The organism is Desulfuromonas carbonis, from assembly GCF_054658035.1.
In genome coordinates this window covers 1,711,043-1,726,031 of sequence record NZ_BAAHXR010000003.1, presented here as the reverse complement: position 1 = coordinate 1,726,031, position 14,989 = coordinate 1,711,043, and the positions used below count along the sequence as shown (strand labels likewise).

General features: G+C 63.7%; 15 protein-coding genes. 6 read left to right on the top strand and 9 right to left on the bottom strand.

Going from position 1 to position 14,989, the window contains the following annotated elements; genetic code table 11:
• Positions 1 to 22: 22 nt before the first annotated feature.
• The 5 genes from plsY to ACYQ8E_RS14830 all read left to right on the top strand — a co-directional run bounded on the left by plsY (position 23) and on the right by ACYQ8E_RS14830 (position 4,421).
• Positions 23 to 610 carry a glycerol-3-phosphate 1-O-acyltransferase PlsY gene (gene plsY / locus ACYQ8E_RS14850; protein WP_066724327.1) on the top strand — a complete coding sequence of 196 codons (588 nt, stop codon included), beginning with the start codon at positions 23 to 25 and terminating at the stop codon, positions 608 to 610.
• Between the two features lie 87 nt (positions 611 to 697).
• Complete coding sequence (gene mltG, locus ACYQ8E_RS14845; protein WP_066724324.1) at positions 698 to 1,690, top strand: endolytic transglycosylase MltG; 993 nt, start codon at positions 698 to 700, stop codon at positions 1,688 to 1,690.
• Between the two features lie 22 nt (positions 1,691 to 1,712).
• Positions 1,713 to 3,767, top strand: a complete 2,055-nt coding sequence (locus ACYQ8E_RS14840; protein ID WP_066724321.1) for a response regulator — start codon at positions 1,713 to 1,715, stop codon at positions 3,765 to 3,767.
• 73 nt (positions 3,768 to 3,840) lie between these two features.
• Entirely contained in the window at positions 3,841 to 4,065 is a 225-nt protein-coding gene (locus tag ACYQ8E_RS14835; RefSeq protein WP_066724318.1) for a hypothetical protein, read from the top strand.
• Between the two features lie 41 nt (positions 4,066 to 4,106).
• On the top strand, positions 4,107 to 4,421 hold the full coding sequence (locus ACYQ8E_RS14830) for a hypothetical protein (protein ID WP_066724315.1): 315 nt from the start codon (positions 4,107 to 4,109) through the stop codon (positions 4,419 to 4,421).
• 58 nt (positions 4,422 to 4,479) lie between these two features.
• Here ACYQ8E_RS14830 and ACYQ8E_RS14825 read toward each other — a convergent pair whose 3' ends face one another.
• Together ACYQ8E_RS14825 and ACYQ8E_RS14820 are read right to left on the bottom strand one after the other, a co-directional pair.
• Positions 4,480 to 5,679, bottom strand: coding sequence for a caspase family protein (locus ACYQ8E_RS14825; RefSeq protein WP_197463722.1), 1,200 nt, complete (start codon positions 5,677 to 5,679; stop codon positions 4,480 to 4,482).
• 131 nt (positions 5,680 to 5,810) lie between these two features.
• Positions 5,811 to 6,575 (bottom strand): caspase family protein, encoded by a 765-nt coding sequence (locus ACYQ8E_RS14820; RefSeq protein WP_197463721.1) that lies wholly within the window; start codon positions 6,573 to 6,575, stop codon positions 5,811 to 5,813.
• Between the two features lie 78 nt (positions 6,576 to 6,653).
• Here ACYQ8E_RS14820 and ACYQ8E_RS14815 point away from each other — a divergent pair, with 78 nt between their 5' ends.
• Positions 6,654 to 7,067, top strand: coding sequence for a hypothetical protein (locus ACYQ8E_RS14815; protein ID WP_459861265.1), 414 nt, complete (start codon positions 6,654 to 6,656; stop codon positions 7,065 to 7,067).
• Positions 7,068 to 7,126: 59 nt separating this feature from the next.
• Here ACYQ8E_RS14815 and ACYQ8E_RS14810 read toward each other — a convergent pair whose 3' ends face one another.
• The 7 genes from ACYQ8E_RS14810 to nuoI form a co-directional block, all read right to left on the bottom strand.
• Positions 7,127 to 8,572, bottom strand: a complete 1,446-nt coding sequence (locus tag ACYQ8E_RS14810; protein ID WP_066724307.1) for a caspase family protein — start codon at positions 8,570 to 8,572, stop codon at positions 7,127 to 7,129.
• 203 nt (positions 8,573 to 8,775) lie between these two features.
• Complete coding sequence (locus ACYQ8E_RS14805; RefSeq protein WP_459861262.1) at positions 8,776 to 10,188, bottom strand: NADH-quinone oxidoreductase subunit N; 1,413 nt, start codon at positions 10,186 to 10,188, stop codon at positions 8,776 to 8,778.
• Positions 10,185 to 11,690, bottom strand: a complete 1,506-nt coding sequence (locus tag ACYQ8E_RS14800; RefSeq protein ID WP_459861260.1) for a complex I subunit 4 family protein — start codon at positions 11,688 to 11,690, stop codon at positions 10,185 to 10,187. Before ACYQ8E_RS14800 ends, ACYQ8E_RS14805 begins: the two co-directional genes overlap by 4 nt.
• Positions 11,690 to 13,564 carry an NADH-quinone oxidoreductase subunit L gene (nuoL, locus tag ACYQ8E_RS14795; protein ID WP_459861258.1) on the bottom strand — a complete coding sequence of 625 codons (1,875 nt, stop codon included), beginning with the start codon at positions 13,562 to 13,564 and terminating at the stop codon, positions 11,690 to 11,692. Before nuoL ends, ACYQ8E_RS14800 begins: the two co-directional genes overlap by 1 nt.
• The gene (gene nuoK, locus ACYQ8E_RS14790) at positions 13,561 to 13,866 is read right to left on the bottom strand and encodes an NADH-quinone oxidoreductase subunit NuoK (RefSeq protein ID WP_459861256.1); all 306 of its coding nucleotides are present in this window, start codon (positions 13,864 to 13,866) and stop codon (positions 13,561 to 13,563) included. Before nuoK ends, nuoL begins: the two co-directional genes overlap by 4 nt.
• Complete coding sequence (locus tag ACYQ8E_RS14785; RefSeq protein ID WP_066729663.1) at positions 13,863 to 14,378, bottom strand: NADH-quinone oxidoreductase subunit J family protein; 516 nt, start codon at positions 14,376 to 14,378, stop codon at positions 13,863 to 13,865. The genes nuoK and ACYQ8E_RS14785 overlap by 4 nt, the downstream gene beginning before the upstream one ends.
• A 78-nt stretch (positions 14,379 to 14,456) precedes the next feature.
• Positions 14,457 to 14,987: an NADH-quinone oxidoreductase subunit NuoI gene (gene nuoI / locus ACYQ8E_RS14780; RefSeq protein ID WP_066724295.1), complete on the bottom strand. Its 531-nt coding sequence runs from the start codon at positions 14,985 to 14,987 to the stop codon at positions 14,457 to 14,459.
• Positions 14,988 to 14,989 lie beyond the last annotated feature (2 nt).

Genomic DNA, 14,989 nt, shown 5'->3' with positions numbered 1-14,989 from the left:
GTTTTCTGCCGTGGAGTTCACCGTGACCTTCCCTCTGCTGCTGGCACTCTGCTACCTGATCGGCGCCATACCCACCGGCGTGATCCTGACCCGCCTCGCCGGCCGTGGCGATGTCCGTCAGGCGGGGAGCGGCAACATCGGCGCCACCAACGTCTACCGGGTCGCGGGGCGCAAGTTCGGCATCCTCACCCTGATCGGGGATTGCCTCAAGGGGCTGCTGCCGATGCTGTGGATCGTCAAGTCCGGCGCCTGGTCTCCGGAGCAGGTTGCCCTGGCTGCGGCCGTTACCTTCCTAGGCCACCTCTACCCGGTCTACCTCGGCTTCAAGGGGGGCAAGGGGGTGGCGACTGCCCTCGGCATCTTTCTCGTCCTCTCTCCCCTCGCCGTTTTCATCGCGCTGGTTGCCTTTGTCGCCATCCTCTGGAAGTGGCGCTACGTCTCGGCGGCCTCGATCGCCGCCGCCGCTCTGATCCCCTTTCTCGCCGGCGGGATCGCCCGCTCACTCCCTCTTTTCGCCGCCAGCCTTTTCATCGGCGGGATGGTGATCGTCCGCCACCGCGCCAACATCGAACGGTTACGGGCCGGCACCGAGAGTCGCTTCAAGGCTTGACCCCTTCCGCTTGACGCCCCGGGTCAAAACCTCTATATTGACGGGAATTTACCCTTTTCCGTCCACCCCGGGGCCGACCTCAAGACCATGAGCCGACGAACCGCCCTCCTCCTCTTCGCCCTGCTGCTGCCGCTTCTGATCGGCACCCTGCTGATCGGGCAATTTTTGTTGACGCCGATCACGCCACCGCCCGGGACCGAGGTTACGGTCCACCGCGGCGCACCCTTCGCCACCATCGCCCGCACCCTGGCCGCCAACGGCGTTGTCAGCGAGGCCCTGCCGTTGCAACTCCTGGCCCGCTGGCGCAGCGCCGGCAACCGGGTGCAGGCCGGAACCTACCGCTTCAGCAACGCAGCGACGCCGGGGGAAATCCTCGACCGGCTGGTGGCGGGAGATGTCCTGCGGACCACCCTGACCATCCCCGAGGGGTGGACCCTGCGGGAAATCGCAGCCCGGATTGAAGCCAAGGGGCTCGCCGATGCCCGGGAGATTTTACGCCTCGGTCAGGACGCCAGCTTTGTCCATACCCTCGGCATTCCGGCCGGGAGCCTCGAGGGCTACCTTTTTCCGGAGACCTACAGCCTGGCCGCGGGCACTTCACCCGAGGCTATCCTGCAGATGATGGTCGCGGAATTTCGCCGCCGCCTCACCCCGGAACTGATTGCGGCCGCCCGGGAGCAGGGGCTCGACGAACACCAGCTGGTGACACTGGCATCGATCGTGCAAAAAGAGGCAGGCAGTGAGACCGAGATGCCGCTGATCGCCGCCGTATTCAGCAACCGCCTGCAGCGCCGGATGCCGCTGCAGGCCGACCCGACGGTGATCTACGGGATTACCGATTTCGACGGCAACCTGACCCGCGCGCATCTGGCCGCAAAGACGCCCTACAATACCTATCGCATCGCCGGTTTGCCGCCAGGGCCGATCGCCAGCCCCGGCAGCGCGGCCCTGACCGCGGCGGCCCATCCGGCAGCGGTCGACTATCTTTACTTTGTCGCCCGCGGCGACGGCAGCCACGCCTTCTCCGCGACCCTGGCCGAACACAACCGGGCGGTTCGCCGCTATCAGCTGCACCGCTGACTCGCAAGGAACTGGCATTGGCATGGCCATCACGATCCTGATTGCCGAAGACAACGAATCGGTCGCCAAGGCCGTCGGCGGCCTGCTGGAGCGCAACGGTTTTGCGGTGACCCGGGCGGCCGACGGCGTCACCGCCCTCGGCATGATTGTTCGGACTCCGCCCGACCTGCTCCTGCTCGACCTCAAGCTTCCGGGCCTGCACGGCGTCGAGCTGCTCAAAAAGCTGCGCCAGAGCCCCCGGACCCGGGACCTGCCGGTGGTCGTCATCAGCGGCATCTACCGTGGCGACAGGTACGTCCAGGCCGCCCGGGCTCTCGGGGTCAGCCACTACCTCGAAAAACCGTTTCGCGCCGCCGCACTCCTTGCAGCCATTCAGGAAATGCTCAGCGCAGCCGGCCGCCCCGCCACAGCGCCCCCTGCCGCAACAGAAGAACCGCGGAACAATATTCCACCTGCCGGCGAAACCCCGACCGCGGTGCCAGCGGCGGTCGAACCTTCACCTCATCCCGCCCCCTTCGACCAGCATCTTCTGCGCGCCTTTCGGGAGCGGTTCAGCGGCAACCTCCGGTTCCACTACGCGGACGGCGAACGGACGCTGACCTTTGTCAATGGGTCCCCGGTCGCCTTGCGGCCGGGATTCACGGCGGCCAATTTCGGCGATTACCTGCGCCAGCGCGGCAAGATCTCGGCCGAGGAGTACGCTTTCTACACCAGCAGCGGCGGCGAGCGCCACGATACCCTGGTCCAGCTCGGCTGTCTCGATTACCCGGGGCTCCTCGAGGAGAAGCTCGGCTACCTTTCCAACGAACTCCTCGCCGGCTTCGCCCGGCCGCCAGTGACTATCGGGATCGAGCCAATGCCCGCTCCCGACTTCCTTCAGGTCGTCACCATCAACGTGCCGCGGCTGATCTACCAGGGGTATCACCGGACTCCGCCCCGGGAGCGGTTGCGCCGCTTTCTTGCCGAATGCGGAAGCCACTATATCGCCCCCGGCGGTGACTACTATCGCTACATCAACTTCCTCCCCCTCAGCGAGGAGGAACGCCAGGCGCTGCTCAAGATCGACGGCTCCCGCACCCTTTTCGCCCTTCTCGATCGCCGCGAAGGGCTGCTCCCGCTGGTGCAGACCCTGCAGTCGTTCGACATGCTCCAGTTCGCCCCGGCACCCCTGACTCCGGCCGGCCCCGGGCCGATCCCCCTGCGCACCCTCTTCAACGCCATCCAGGAGGATGACGAGGAGGATGCGGCGCCGGAAGAAGAGACGCTGGAGAGCTTTGCCGACGTGGTCGAAGCGGAAGGGTCGGCGGAACTGCCGACACCGGCGCAGGCCCCTCCGGACGATGAGCGTTACGAGTTCGCCCTGGCGAAAAAAGTCCGGCAGATGGCGAGCGACCTGAAGGGGAAGAACTACTATGAGATCTTCAACCTCACTCCAGCCCGTTTCAGCTTCGACAAGGTCAAGGAAAGGTACTTCGCCATTACCCGCGAATTCGGTCCCGATGCCCTGATGCGCCTCGTCGGTGAGGAAGCGGCCATGGTTCAGGACATCCTCGCCACCGTCGCCAACGCCTACGACACCCTCTCCGACGTGGTCAAGAAGGAGCGCTACGACGAACTGCTCGGCTCCGAGCGGGTCGGCCTCGGCCAGAAGGGGGACGACCGCTTTCAGGCCCAGGTCCAGTCCCAGTCGGGGAAGGTCTTTATCGAGATGGAGGAGTGGGACAACGCGGAAAAGGCCCTGCAGGACGCCTGTAACATCGAACCTCAGAACGGTGATTACCTGGCCCACCTCGGCTGGGCCATTTATCGCAATCCGAAGAATGGCAACAGCCGGGCGATGATGGAGAAGGCCAAGCAGCTGGTCAATCGCGCCCTGACCCTGGAGCGCACTGCCGACGGCTATGCCTTCAAGGGGTGGATGCTCCTCGATGCCGGCCAGGATTCCCTGGCAGAAGGGGACTTCAACAAGGCGCTCAAGCTCGACGCCCGCCACGGCCTCGCCCGGCGCGGTCTGCGCACCCTCCTCGATCGCCGCGAGCAGGAGAAGAAGGGGCTCTTCCGCCGCATGTTCAGCTGAAAACTGTCTGATCCCCAGGCATTCGCCGCAATCATCGGCGCAGGCTCAAATCCATTTACCCGGATAATTTCCCATGCCCCCACTGCCGCAAAAACCGAAACGGGACCCCCGCCTGACCCGCACACTGGCCACCATCTACGGCATTGCCATGGTCAACATCGGCGCCTTCTTCCTCTATGACAGCCTGACCGCGCCAAGGTTTGCCCTCGACACCAATTTCCGGGTCGGCTTCGCCTGCCTGATGCTCGGCGCCATCGCTCTCTTCTTCGTTCGTCGCAGCAGGAACAAGGGGGACTGAGCCTGCTGCGCCGGTTCGCTGCAGAGTCACTGGAGGTTGTTGTGGCAGAGCATAGGGGATTTCTGGCGGAATGGAAACGGCTGCCGTGGCTGCTCGGCAAGCTCCTGGGAGGGATGACGGCGGCGGGCGGCTTCACGGCCGCAGTGATATTTCTGACGCGGTGGCCGGACCCGGGCCCGGGTGTTGTGATTCCCGCCCTGCTGGCCGGGGGCGCCGGCATCGCCCTTTTTCTCTACGCAAACCGCGGCCTGCCGCTCAGGCCCGCAGTTTCGCCGCGCCACAGTGCGTTGGCGTGGCTCCTGCTGCTCCTCTTTGCCGGCATCTTCCTGCTCGCAACCTGGTTGACCACACGCTGAAAAGCGGCCTCAGCAAGCCAACTCCCCAAACCGTCCAACTCTTTGCCGACCAGTTCCTTTACGGCGATATGCCCGTCCCGGTTGGCGTCAGGCGCCCTACCCCGATCAGTTGCGGTGTCTGCTCGTTGTTGTACTCCCTGCGGGCCACCCTCTCCACCTGCGGCTGCAGGTAGGCGAAGAGGTCGTCGAGACGCAGGGTACCATCCGCCATGACCACCTCTTCGTTCTTGATCCCCTTGAGCAGGAAGTAGGTAAAGAGGCCGTGTCCTTTCTCGGCGTAGGTCGAGCTGGTCTGTTCGCCGCTCGACGCCGCGAGGACGGTCAGGTTTCCAGCCAGCGGCGTCTGCGCTTTCAAGTTGAGCGCGATGGAGCGGGTCCCCTGGGCGATGACCGAGCGCCCACCGGCCCCGGAGAAGCAGGCATCGAGGGCGACGGTGATCTCTTTCGCCGGGAGTCTGCCAAGGGCGGCATAGAGGCGTTTCAGCGAGTAACCGGTCTCTTCGAGAAAAGCCGGATCGCCGTCGTAGGGGACGAGGTAAGCATCTCCGCTCTTTGAATTCGGCGCGCCGTGACCGGAGTAGTAGACAAAGAGGGTGGCGCCGGGCTCGACCTGGTTGGGAAGCCACTTTTCGAAATATTTTTCAAAGTCGCTTTTGGCGGCCCGATCGTTGGTCAGGGTGACGACATGTTCTTCAGGATAGCCGAGGGTCTCGATCAGATAGGCGGTGACCGTTTCGGCGTCATGCCGGGCAAAGGGGGCAGCTGGAAGATTCTGCCGGTAGTTTTCGATACCGATGACCACCGCGTAGGCGTTGGCACGCTCGGGCCGCCGGACGACCGGCAGTTCATCGACATCCGAGGTGATGACGGGGGGCGGTGCCCCTGTGGCCGAGGGAGGGGCCGCTGGTTGCGCCCTGGTCTGCCCGATCACGATCGGCTCGTCGCTCTCGTAGATGAGCGTGCAACCCGCCAACTTCTTGCGGGCTGCCGCCTCTGCGACCTGGGCATCTCCCCCGGAGACCGTCGCCTCGATAAAGTAGGTCTCTCCAGCCTTGGCATACAGGGGAATGCCGCTGCTGCCGCGTTTGTACAAATGCTTTCCCGGTTCCAGTTGGGCCACCAGGAAATTCCTGGGTGCCAGGCCACCCAGCCTTTGACCATCCACCTCCGGCTCAGCCACAACCGCCGCGCCAGCGGGGGAAAACCCACGGTAAACATAGAGCAGCGCCTTCCCCGGCGGCGGGGTCAGGCGTTTCATCTGGGCGTCTGTCTCCGGAAGGGCCAGCGGCACTCTCGCGCAGGCCGTCAGGAGAAACAACATTCCAAGCACAAGCCAGCGCATCCTGCTCGATCCCTTCATGGCAACCCTCTTCCCGGATTAATCACTTATTACTTGATCGCCCCGATCCATTGCGGCGTCTGCTCATTGTTAAACTGCCTGCGCGCCACTCGCTCGACCTGCGGGCTGAGGTAAGCGAAGAGATCGTCGAGGCGCAGGGTGCCGTCAGCAGCAATGACATCCTCGTTCTTGATTCCTTTGAGAAGGAAGTAGGTGAAGAGGCCGTGCCCCTTCTCGGCGTAGGTGGAACTGGTCTGTTCACCACTGGATGCCGCCAGCACCGTCATATTCTGAGCCGCAGGGGTCTGCGCTTTTAAATTCAGGGTAATCGACCGGGTCCCCTGGGCGATGACCGAGCGACCACCGGCACCGGAGAAGCAGGAATCGAGGGCGACAACGATGGACTTTGCCGGCAACTTGCCCAGTGCAGCATACATCCGTTTCAGCGAATAGCCGGTCTCGTCGATGAAAGCGGGATCGCCATCGTAGGGGACCAGATAGGCGTCGCCGGTCTTGGGATTGGGCGCGCCATGGCCGGAGTAGTAGACAAAGACCGTCGCGCCGGGCTCGACGTTGTTCGGTAGCCATTTTTCGAAGTATTTGGCGAGATCGACGTTGCTGGCGCGGTCGTTGAGAAGGGTCACCACGTTTTCTTCGGGGTAGCCGAGAACCTTGGTAAGATAGGTGGTCACGGTCCGCGCATCGGCGATAGCGAAATCAGCAGGGGGGAGCTTCTGCCGATAGTGTTCGATGCCGACGACAATAGCGTAGGCGTTGGGCAGTGATTTGACCGCTCCCGGCGGTAAGTCGTCCACATCGGACTTTACGGCCGGGACGGCTGGTTGAGCAATGGCAGGTGCCCCGGCTGGGAGTGCAGGAATCGCCTCAGCCTGTTGCTTCATGACCAAAAGGGCATTAGCCAAGGTGATGGCATCTTCCCTTTTTTCGAACCAAAAATCGACACCGCACATTTCGCCGAGCCCGACTCCAAAGCGTTGACCCGTCGCCATGATGCCATAATCGGCAACCGCTGGGGCCATGTACTCGAACGGACAGGAGATTATGCCGACAGAATCGAAATTGAGATCGATCCGGTCAGTCTTGATCTCGAAACCGCGCAATGGTCGAGAGTAATTCGAAGTAGCACCTACACCCAGTTGAACCAGCTGACCGATTGCTTGCTTAGCCTCAGCAGGGCTGAGTTTCGCGACGTTCTCAGGTGCTGCCCGGTAGATAGGTGTCCCGCTGCACGCCGTCAAGGAAACAAGGCCGAGGCCCAGGATTATGGCAAATCGAAGCACCTGTAACGACCAGCGTGGCAAAGTATTCATAATGTTCCTTTTGACAATGGATGGGGCATCGCCAGTCATTTGCCAGCCCCAATCAGCTGCGGCGTCTGCTCGTTATTGAACTGCTTGCGCGCCACCCGTTCCACCTGTGGTTGCAGGTAGGCGAAGAGATCGTCGATGCGCAGCTTGCCGCTCGGAGCGACCACGTCTTCGTTCTTGATCCCCTTGAGCAGGTAATAGGTGAAGAGGCCGTGCCCCTTCTCGGCGTAGGTCGAGCTCATCTGTTCGCCACTGGATGCCGCCAGGACTGTCATGTTCGCGGGCGGCGGCGCGGTCGCCTTAAGGTTGAGGGTAATAGCCCGCGCCCCTTTGGCGATCACCGAGCGCCCGCCCGCCCCGGAGAAGCAGGAATCGAGGGCGACGATGATTTCCGCCGCCGGCAGCTTGCCGAGGGCGGCGTACATCCGCTTCAGGGAGTAGCCGGTCTCGGCGATGAAGGCCGGGTCGCCGTCATAGGGGACGAGGTAGGCCGCTCCGCTCTTCGGATCCGGCGCACCGTGGCCGGAGAAATAAACGAATACCTTCCCCCCTGACTCGACCTGGTTCGGTAGCCACTTTTCAAAGTATTTGACGAAGTCGCCGAGGGCGGCGTGGTCGTTGGTGAGGGTGACGACGTTCTCTTCCGGGTAGCCGAGCACGCCGGTGAGATACTTGGCGACCATCTCGGCGTCGTGAACCGCGAAGTCAGCAGCGGGAAGCTGCTGCCGATAGCGTTCGATGCCAATCACCAAGGCATAGGCGTTTCGGTCCAGCAGTGGTTCGACGGTGGGCAATTCATCAACATCCGAACGGATGACGGCAGCCGGTGAAGCACTGCGCACCGCGACCGCGGCATAGCTCTCCTGATGCTGATTACGGTTCAACAGGAAGCTGGCAAGCTGCGGGGACATGGTCAGCTCCTGGGCGAGCCTCCCAGCCAAAGTGGCGAGCATGTTACCAATGTCTGTATCGACCTGATCCGGTCCCTTCCAAGACTGGTGGATTCCCTCCTTGACTGATCCCTGGTAGCCCGACCAGATCTCCCGATACTGGCTGTCATAGAGCTTGACCTTGCCGTCTGCCTGGAAAAACAACCCCGGATCCGCGCCGCACCCGAGCTTGTAGCCGAGGAAGGTCAGGTTCGCCTCTATGACGAGATCGAAAGACTCATCGGCGGAGAACCCGCTGATTACCTCGACGCTGTCAAAGAGTTGGGAGAAAGTTCCGGTGAGAATTTCTCGAAAGGAATTGCCAAACGGGTATTTGGTCACCTCAAGGCTCCCCCAGCAGCTGTTCGGCAACTGGGTCATGGAGTTGAGATCGAGGGTAGAGCGGGGGATAAGGAGGGCAGCCTTGACCGGGTATTTCTTGCGGATTTGCATATCGGGTGGCTGCGGCTTGACCGACGCAACTTCCAGCGTGGCGCAGCCGGCCAGAACCAGACAACCCAGCAACATCGCCAGCAGATGAACCCGTCCTCTCATGTGGCGCCTCCTGAGGCTGAGACATAGCAGAGATTTTCCATATTTATTCACTCAACCGGACAAATGTACATCAAATTCTTTCATGGAACCGGGGTTTTCCATAAAAAACAGCCGCCCGGCAGCGGGACTGCCGGGCGGCTGTTCATTTCAAAGCACATCCTGATTCTACCTGGCAGCGAATCCCTTGCCGCCGGGATTTCCCTTTACGGCACGATCGCTCCAATAAGGTCAAGCAAGGGCCCGGGGTAGAAACCGAGTAACAGAGTGGCGAAGAGGCAGACCATCAGCGCGGCATGTTCGCGGGGATGGCCGGGATGGAGGTCGGGAGCGGTCTGGTCGCTCATGAACATGATAATCACCAGCCGCAGGTAGTAGTAAGTGGAGATGACGGAGGCGGCGACGCCGATGACCGCCAGCCAGTGATAGCCGGCGCGCATGGCGGCGTAGAAGATGCCGAACTTGCCGATGAAGCCGGCGGTCGGCGGCACCCCGGCGAGGGAGAAGAGGAAGACGCCGAGAGCTCCGGCGCGGAAGGGGTAGCGATAACCGAGACCGCGCCAGTCGTTGTAATCCTGCGGTTCACCCTCCGGGCCGGAACAGGAAGCGATGACCCCGAAGGCGCCGATGCTGACGACGCCGTAAGCGACGATGTAGAAGACCACGGCGCTGCGCCCGGCCGCGCCGCCGGCGAGCAGGCCGGTGAGGACATACCCCATGTGCGCCACCGAGGAGTAGGCGAGCATGCGCTTGACATTCTGCTGCGGCAGGGCGCTGAGGGTCCCGATCACCATGGTGACGGCTGCCAGCATCCAGAGCAGCGAATCGAGCTCCGCCACATTCTCGAAACCGGCAAAGAGGAGCACCAGGGCGGCGAAAACCGCGCCCTTGGAGCCGCTGGAGAGAAGCCCGGTGACGGGCGCCGGCGCCCCCTGGTAGACATCCGGAGTCCAGAGATGGAAGGGGACCAGCGAAACCTTGAAGCCGACCGCCACCAGCAGCATTCCCCAACCGAGCAGCGCCACCGGACGCAGGGTCCCGGCTGCGGTGACCGCACCGAGCGCCTCGGGAAGGTGGAAGCTCCCGGCGCTGACATAGATCAGGGCAATGGCGAAGGCGGTAAAGCCGGTCGTCACCGCGCCGAGCACCAGGTACTTGAGCCCGGCCTCGGCCCCCATCTCTCCCTGCTTGTCGAAGGCGATGAGAATGTAGAGGGCGAGGGTAAAGGATTCGAGACCGAGGAAGATGCCGACCAGCGAAGTCGCCGCGGAAAGGAGCGCCATGCCGGCCGCGGCAAAGAGGACCAGCGAAACGAACTCGCCGGCAGGGAAGGCCCGGTCCTCGGCGTAGCGCAGCGACAGCAGCAGGGTCAGCGCCGCCGTCAGGCTCCAGAAGATGGCGAAGAAACGGGCATAAGGACCGGCACCGAAGAGACCGGCGACCTCCAGCTGCGCCGGAGGAACGGCGCCGGCGACAAGAGCGGCGACCAGGGCGAGGCCCGCTCCGGCGATAAAGAGCGGCCGCCGTGCCGGCCACCAGGCGCCGAGCATCAGCAGCGCCGTGGCGCCAAGGGCGAGGATCAGGATCGGCAGCAGGGCTTGCAGCTGAAGGGCGGTCATGGGGCGCCTCCCGCCTGGGCAAGGCTGGCACCGCTGTGAAGAAGATTGGCGAGGGTGCCGTCGAGGGGGGCGAGGAAGGTCGCCGGATAGAGCCCGAGCCAGACCACCAGGATCGCCATCGGCACCAGGATCAACCCTTCCCGCAGGGTCAGGTCGGGCCAGGGGTCAGTGCCCAAGGGGGGGCCCCAGAGGATCTCCCGCACCAGCCGCAGCATGTAGGCGGCGGACAGCACCACGCCGGCGGCGGCAAGAATCGTCAGCACGGGGTGCACCTTGAAGGTGCCGAGGAGGATGATGATCTCGCCGGTAAAGTTGTTGAGCCCCGGCAGGCCGAGGGAAGCGAGCGAGAAGAAGAGGAAAAAGCCCGACAGCACCGGCATCCGCGCCCAGAGCCCGCCCAGGCTGTCGAGTTGCCGGGTTTTGGCGCGGGAATCGATCATGCCGATCATGCAGAAGAGCGCACCGGTGGTGATGCCGTGGTTAACCATCTGCAGAATGCTGCCGGAAAGGGCGGTGGCATTCCAGGCAGTGAGGCCGAGGATGACGTAGCCGAGATGGGAGACCGAGGAGTAGGCGACCAGCCGCTTGGCATCGACCTGGGCGGTGGCGATCCAGGCGCCGTAGAAGATGCCGCCTACGGCCAAGGCGCCGAGAAACGGCAGGAAGGCCGCCGTCGGCCCCGGGAAGAGGGGGAAGGCGATACGCAGCAGGCCGTAAACACCGGTCTTGAGAAGCAGGCCGGCCAGATCGACGGAGCCGGCGGTCGGCGCTTCGGTGTGGGCGTCGGGAAGCCAGGTGTGAAAGGGGATCAGCGGCGTTTTGATGGCAAAAGCCAGCATGAACCCGGCAAAAAGAAGCCAGCTCTGGCCGGTCGTCAGCTCGGTCTTGATCAGGTCGGCGAGGGCGAAGCTGTAGAGACCGGTCTGCTCGCCATGGAGCAGATAAAGCGCGAGGAGCGCCACCAGCATCAGCAGGCTGCCGGCAAGGGTGTACAGGAAGAACTTGGTGGCCGCGTAAAGCCGCCGTTCATGCCCCCAGACGCCGATCAGGAAGAACATCGGAATCAGCATGACCTCCCAGAAGAGGTAGAAGAGGACCATGTCGAGGGCAAGGAAGACCCCCATCAGCCCCGACTCGAGCAGGAGCAGCAGGGCAAAAAAGAGGGGGCCGTGGCGCTTTACCGGCCAGGAGACGAGGATCGCCACCACCTGCAAAAAGCCGGTCAGCAAGACCATCAGCAGCGACAGCCCGTCGAGACCGAGGGTGAAGCGGATGCCGTAGCGGGGAATCCAGGCGAAATCCTCGAACAGGAACCAGTCGCTGCTGCCGGCGTGAAAGCGGACGAAAAGCCAGAGGGTCACCCCGAACAGCACCAGGCTCGTCGCCAGCGCCAGCGCCCGGCATTCGACCGGTTCGTGGCGGCGCAGCACGCAGAGGAAGGCGCCGGCCAGGGGAAGAAAGACCAGCAGCGACAGCCAGGGGAAGCTCGGCAAAGGGTTCATCACGCTCCTCCCCCGCCGACGGTGGCCAGCAGCAGCCAGCCGAGAATCAGCAGCAGTCCCCAGGCGAGTCCCTGCAGGTAATGGGAGACCCGGCCCGTAGTCAGTTGCCGCAGCCGGTCGCCGAGCCCGGCGCAGCTGCGCGCCAGGCCATTCAGAATGCCGTCAATCAAGGCGCCGTCGCTCCCCTGCCAGCAGAAGGCAGCGACCCACCGAAACGGTTTCAGCAGCACCAGTTCGACCAGGGCATCGGCCCGCCAACCCTGCAACAGGAAGCGACTGCCGGCGCCGGGGAGTTCCCCGGCAAAGCGGCGATAGCGCCAGTGGGCGAGGAGCCAGCCGGCTGCGACCACCAGCGCCGAAGCCCCGGCCAGGAGCAGTTCGAGGTGGTGATCGGCGTTGATTTCCCGGCCCCCGGCAGAGCCGAAAAGCTGCGCGAGCTGTTCACTACCGCCAAAGAGCGGGGGGAGGTTGAAGAGGCCGCCGCCGAGGCCGAGGAGCGCCAGCAGCGGCAGGGTCCAGATCATCAGACCGGGCAGGGGATGCGGATGAACCTCACTGCGTGGCGTCCCGGCAAAGACCAGGTAGACCAGACGGAAGGTATAGAGGGCGGTCAGGAAGGCAGTCAGCAGGCCGACCCCCCAGAGAATGCGGTAATAGCCGCCGCCGCTGTAGGCGGCGAGCAGGATCAGGTCCTTGGAAAAGAAGCCCCCGGTCAGCGGCACTCCCGCCAGGCAAAGGGCGCCGGCGAGGAAGAAACCGAAGAGGAGCGGCGCCCGGCGCGCCAGGCCGCCCATGCGATGAATGTCGTTCTCACCACCGCAGAGGTGAATCACGCCGCCCGCCCCCATGAAGAGGAGCGCCTTGAAAAAGGCATGGGTGAAGAGGTGAAACATCGCCCCGGTCACTGTCCCGGCACCGACCGCCAGGAACATGTAGCCGATCTGGCTCATGGTCGAATAGGCAAGCACCTTCTTGATCTCCCGCTGCGCCAGGGCGCAGGTCGCCGCGTAGAGGGCGGTGGCGGCGCCAACAGTAGCGATTGCCGCCAGGCCGACCGACGAGAGGGAGACCAGCGGGAAGAGCCGGCAGAGGAGGTAGACACCGGCCGTGACCATGGTCGCGGCGTGAATCAGTGCCGAAACCGGCGTCGGGCCGGCCATGGCGTCGGGAAGCCAGGTCATCAGCGGCAGCTGGGCGCTCTTGCCGCAGGCGCCGGCCAGCAGCAGCAGGGTCAGGAGGGTGAGCGTCGCCGGCGGCAGGGTCGCCGCCTGGCTATTGATCCCGCTCAGCGAGAGGGTGCCGAAGAGGCCGAAGAGCCAGAGCATGGCAACGGAAAGGAAGACGTCGCCGACGCGGGTGACAAGAAACGCCTTGCGCCCGGCGTCGGCATTCTCCCCCTTCTGGTACCAGTAGCCGATCAGGCCGTAGGAGCAGACCCCGACCCCCTCCCAGCCGAGGAAGAGGAGAAGCAGGTTGTCGGAGAGGACAATCGTCAGCATGGCGAAGACGAAGAGGTTGAGCAGGGCGAAAAAGCGCGCGTAGTCGGGTTCGTCGCGCATGTAGCCGATGGCGTAAAGATGGATCAGGGTCGAAACCCAGCAGACCATCAGGGTCATGCTGGCGGCGAGATGGTCGAAGAGGATCGTCACCGGGATCGACAACTCACCGGTCGCCACCCAGGTGTAGAGGGTGGCGCTGGTTCCCGTCCCCGCGGCACGGAAGGCGAAGAGACTCGCCAGCACTGCCGCCGCAAGGACGCCGCAGACCGCCAGCGCCTCGGAGAGGAGCCGCGGCAGGCGCATGCCGAAGAGGGCATTGAGCACCCCGCAGAGGAGCGGCAGCAGCGGAATCAGAAAGAGGAGCGAGTCGTTCATCCCTGCATCCCGTTGAAAGCGTCGGCGTTGACCGTCCCTTTGCGCTTGCGCAGGTAGACGACCATCGCCAGGGAGATGGAGACTTCGGCGGAAGTCATCGCCATCAGAAAGATCACAAAGATCTGGCCGTCGACCTGCTGCCAGAGGGCGCTGCCGCCGACCAGCGCGAGACCGACGGCGTTGAGCATGATTTCGGCGCCGATCAGGATCATGATCAGGTTGCGCCGCGCCAGGACGCAGGCGAGGCCCATAATGAACATCGCCCCGGAGACCATCAGGATATGTTCGATCGGCACGATCATGATTCGCTCCTGCGACGGCGGCCGCCGTCGGTCCGGCCGACATAGAAGGCGCCCACGGCGGCAAAGAGGAGCTGGAAGGAGACGATCTCCACCGCCAGGGCGTATTCCTTGAAGAGCGCATAACCGAAGACCCGCGGCGACGCGTAGTAGCGGGGGACGCCATCGGCGCCGCCGGGGTCGGCTACGACCAGCAGCAGGGTACAGCTCACCAGCACCAGGGTCAGGGCCACCACCGGCCCCCAGCGCAGCCAGCCGGGCCCTTTCAGGTCCTGATCCGGCGTCAGCTCCAGCATCATGATGATAAAGAGGAAGAGGACCATGATGGCGCCGGCGTAGATGATCACCTCCCAGGCCGCCACCAGCGGCGCGCCGAGCAGGTAGAAGAGGAGCGCCAGCGCGAAAAAGGCGTTGACCAGGTAGATGACCGCATGCACCGGGTTGCGCCGGGTAATGCACAGGCCGGTAGCGACCAGGGCGGTAGCGGAAAGGATGTAGAAAAGTGCTGAGGCCATAAGTGCTAATTTCGAATTGTGAATTTTGAATTTTGAATTGAATTCATAATCTGCCATTCAAAATTCAAAATTGCCCCTTCAGGGCAGGTTGGACTTGATATCCGCCACCGGCGATTCTTCCGCCCCCGCGCCGCGGGGTTGGCCGACGCCGATACCGGCGTGAGCGTAGAAACTATACTCCTTGTCCTTGCCGCCGTCGGCGATCAGCAGGTCTTCCTTTTCCCAGACCAGCTTCAAAGGGTCGCGGTTGCAGATCTCGTAATCGGGACTCATCTGGATCGCCAGGGTCGGGCAGGCCTCGGCGCAGAGTCCGCAGAAGATGCAGCGGCTGAAGTTGATCCGGAACCAGGCCGCATAGCGCCGGCCGTCCTCCCGCTCCGCCGCCTGCATCGAGATGCAGTCGACCGGGCAGGCGGCGCTGCAGAGATAGCAGGCGACGCAACGCTCTTCCCCCCCGGGGTCGCGGGTCAGGACCATGCGCGCCCGGTAACGCGGATAGGGGGTGCGCTTCTCTTCCGGGTACTGGATCGTCACCGGCTTGCGCAGCATGTTGCGCAGCGTTACCCAGAAGGGCTCGATGGTGCCACGGATGTCACGCCAGAGATTCAAAA